The organism is Mesorhizobium sp. M2A.F.Ca.ET.067.02.1.1, assembly GCF_004023285.1.
Classification (GTDB): Bacteria; Pseudomonadota; Alphaproteobacteria; order Rhizobiales; family Rhizobiaceae; genus Mesorhizobium.
The window spans coordinates 1-3,135 of sequence record NZ_RZSB01000715.1; the positions used below are offsets into that span (position 1 = coordinate 1).

The window sequence follows — 3,135 nt, forward strand, 5'->3', positions numbered from 1 at the left end:
CCATGCCGGCATTCGTTCTGCTCATTTCCCGGGTTTTCTTTCTTGGCGTTGAGACCTGGGTCGGCTGTCGTAACGATCTCCGATGCGATGCCGTTGCCGATCAGGTTTATGGCGCATGAAGCAGAGAAGTCGTCGAGGTAGGGAGAAGTCTTCGGCGCTCCATATGACGATTTTTTTGTCAAGCCGCCGCTTGCTTTCCCTTCTATCATGGCTGCTGTCAATCAGTGCACCATAAGCCGCTTCAATGGTCATCGTCGCCTGCATGATCGGTGCTATCTAGGTCAAATTTCATTGGCGCCAATCGTCTCTCCAACTGGGCGTGGCGTCGAAGCGTCGAAGCCGCATCGGCATGGTAATGCAGCCTAGATGCCGTAATGGGCCGGCCTTCGCGAGCATAGCCAGGTTGGATGGCTGTCCCTCAGAATGATGGTGTTGGACGGAGTCCGAGCAGGCTCCAGCATCATGAGAGGAACAGCCATGGAACACTATGTGGGAATCGATGTCTCTCTGGAAGAGAGCAGCGTGTGCATTGTGGAGGCGACCGGAAGGATCATCCGCGAGGTCAAGATCGCCAGCGAACCGGAGGCACTCGTCCGCTATTTCGACGAACTGGAATTGTCTGTCATCCGCATTGGGCTCGAGGCTGGGCCATTATCGCAGTGGCTCCATGCCGGGCTTGTGGCCGCCGGACGCGATGCGATTTTGCTCGAGACACGGCACGTGAAGGCGGCGCTCTCGGCAATGACGGTGAAGACCGACCGGAAAGATGCACGCGGGATCGCCCAACTGCTGCGGATGGGATGGTACCGCCCGGTTCATGCCAAATCGGTGACTTGCAAGGATAGCCGAGCCCTTCTTGTTGGGCGCAAGCTTCTGCAAGGCAAGCTTCTCGACGTCGAACTGAGCATCCGCGGGATCTTGCGCAGCTATGGGCTGAAGGTCGGAGACGTCAGTCGTGGAAGGTTTGAGGCGCGTATCCGGGAACTGACAGCAGGGCACGTCGCTCTGGAGACGGTGATCGGTGCGATGCTGGCGGCGCGGACGGCGTTGTGGTGCGAGTGCACCAAGCTCCATCGCGAGATGCTGAAGATCGCGCGCGCTGACAAGGTTTGCCGCAGATTGATGAGCACACCTGGTGTCGGCGCCTTGGTTGCGCTCACCTATCGCTCGGCGGTCGATGACCCGACACGGTTTGGAAAATCCAGTACGGTCGGAGCCTACTTCGGGCTTACGCCCAAAAAATATCAATCCGGTGAGACCGATCGGGACGGTGGTGTCAGCAAGGTCGGCGACGCCATGGTGCGAACCGCGCTCTTTGAAGCGGCGCACATCATGCTGACGCGAGCGACCCGCTTCTCGAGCCTGAAGCACTGGGCGCTCGACGTGGCGAAACGCCGGGGCATGAAGCGCGCCAAGGTGGCCCTTGCTCGCAAGTTGGGCGTCGTGCTCCATCGCATGTGGGTGGATGCGAGCGACTTCCGCTGGAGCAAGGCCGCAGCGATGGCATAGGACATAGAGCGTTTGGAGCGAGCCGAAACGGTACCGGCTCTCCTGAGGTCCCGTCGCCGGGACGAGGGCTTGGCAAGGTCGTGTGTAGTGCTGTGAATGCTTCGGCAAATCACGCTTCCTAGATTGACCTGTCAGCTCTGGATCTGATGGCATAGTGTGGCGGCCTTCGCGCTGACTACGGACAGAAGCATGATCCTGGCGATGAGATATCGCTCAGAGGGGACTTGACGAACGAGGGCCCATTACAGAAGCACTACTTTGGCAGATTTTTTAGTTCTGGGAGCGTTTTGAGGATTCCCAAGAGCGGTTTGCGTGATTGATCAAGGATAGGGGGACGCCTCGCGGCGTTGCCCACCGGGTCACCGGAGGCGGCCACCCGCCCCCGGTTCCCACAGAACGTGGCGTGCGGCTTTCCCGCACCACGCTCTTCAGCAATTGGTTCACAGCACTGCAAGCGCCTGCATTTCCCGGCGCAGCTTAGGCTTCAGCAACGGTGTCCGTTCTTTGATCTGGTTGAATGCGTCCCAAGTGAGGCGTCGGCCTGCCCAGCTGCGGCTGCGCAGCATTCCAAGCCAGTAACGCTCCACGGATCGAGAAACTTTTACGACTCCGGAGATTTCCGGCGACGCCGTAATAGCCATAGTGGCCGCGCAGGACGACGTTGATTTCACTGGCCTGGTCACTGATCTTGTAATGCCGTATTCGCCGCATCAGGTCCTGCAGAGACATAAGGCTGCGCTTTAGCCGAGATTCTCGGTGCGCATCCCAACCTTGAAGTTGCCTCTTTGGTTTCGCGTGCAATAGAGCGTTTCCGGGCGGTTTCTGCCGCGTTTGCCCGCGTGTCTTTGCGCGAACCGACCAAACTCGACCAACTTGGTCTTTTCGGCTCTAGAGTACGCATCCGGTGAAGACCGCAGACGTGCGTATCTGGTGGCCATGAGAACCTGAGCACCGGAGTGCTGGGGTCAAGCTTTCGATGGGGAGACGCGATGATATTCTTCGAGGAGGAGTTTGACCTCCTCGAAGCCTTCATCGGTGAAGGCCAAGATCCCGTCGTCATCGTTGGTGCCGTACACCCAGATGACGGCTGACGCCGAGGTCCCTGGCGACACGTTCGACGTTGTAGACGTGATGCACCTTATTGCGCTGCATGATCAGGCCGCAGCTGGTTGGGTCCGCAATTTTGCGGATCTGCAATTCCACGGCAGCAAATCATCGATCCGATGGGCCGGATAGGCGGGCAATCGGGCGAGGACGTCGGCGAGCCGGGCCTGCGGGTCGATATGGTTCATCTTGGCGCTGACGATAGAGAACGGCAGCGCGCTGTCCGCCGCGATCGGAACCGCAGAACAGCCAGGACTTTCTTCCGAGAGCGATGCCGCGCAGGGCTCGCTCCGGCAGCATTGCTGGATAGGCAAATGCGCCGATCGTTGAGGAACCGGGTGAAGGATGACCAGCGGCGCAGCATGTAGTTGAAGGCCTTGGTCAGGTCGTGGCCCCGCGAGAGCTTGTCGCGCGTCTCGATCATCCAGCGCTTGAGCTCGGTGACCAGCGGCGCTCCGCTCTTGGCGCACGGCGTGGCGTTGGGCCGGCAACAGGCCGTTGATCGCGCGCTCGATATCGAAC

3 protein-coding genes and 1 pseudogene are annotated in these 3,135 nt (G+C 59.6%); 1 reads left to right on the forward strand and 3 read right to left on the reverse strand.

The window, feature by feature from the left end:
* Positions 1-221 (reverse strand): hypothetical protein (locus EOA28_RS39685; RefSeq protein ID WP_210214979.1); only part of this gene is annotated, 221 nt, incomplete at its 3' end.
* 256 nt (positions 222-477) lie between these two features.
* Here EOA28_RS39685 and EOA28_RS30545 point away from each other — a divergent pair.
* Positions 478-1,509: an IS110 family transposase gene (locus EOA28_RS30545; protein ID WP_128315605.1), complete on the forward strand. Its 1,032-nt coding sequence runs from the start codon at positions 478-480 to the stop codon at positions 1,507-1,509.
* A gap of 440 nt (positions 1,510-1,949) precedes the next feature.
* Here the strand turns inward: EOA28_RS30545 and EOA28_RS40550 are convergent, their stop codons facing one another.
* Together EOA28_RS40550 and EOA28_RS30560 are read right to left on the reverse strand one after the other, a co-directional pair.
* Entirely contained in the window at positions 1,950-2,150 is a 201-nt protein-coding gene (locus EOA28_RS40550; protein WP_245501636.1) for a hypothetical protein, read from the reverse strand.
* 513 nt (positions 2,151-2,663) lie between these two features.
* Positions 2,664-3,135: pseudogene (locus tag EOA28_RS30560) on the reverse strand (transposase); the annotation flags it as partial.

Excerpts from the sequence above, each read along its gene's own strand:
- EOA28_RS30545 (WP_128315605.1), top strand. The coding sequence starts at position 478 with ATGGAACACTATGTGGGAATCGATGTCTCTCTGGAAGAGAGCAGCGTG.
- EOA28_RS40550 (WP_245501636.1), bottom strand. The coding sequence starts at position 2,150 with ATGGCTATTACGGCGTCGCCGGAAATCTCCGGAGTCGTAAAAGTTTCT.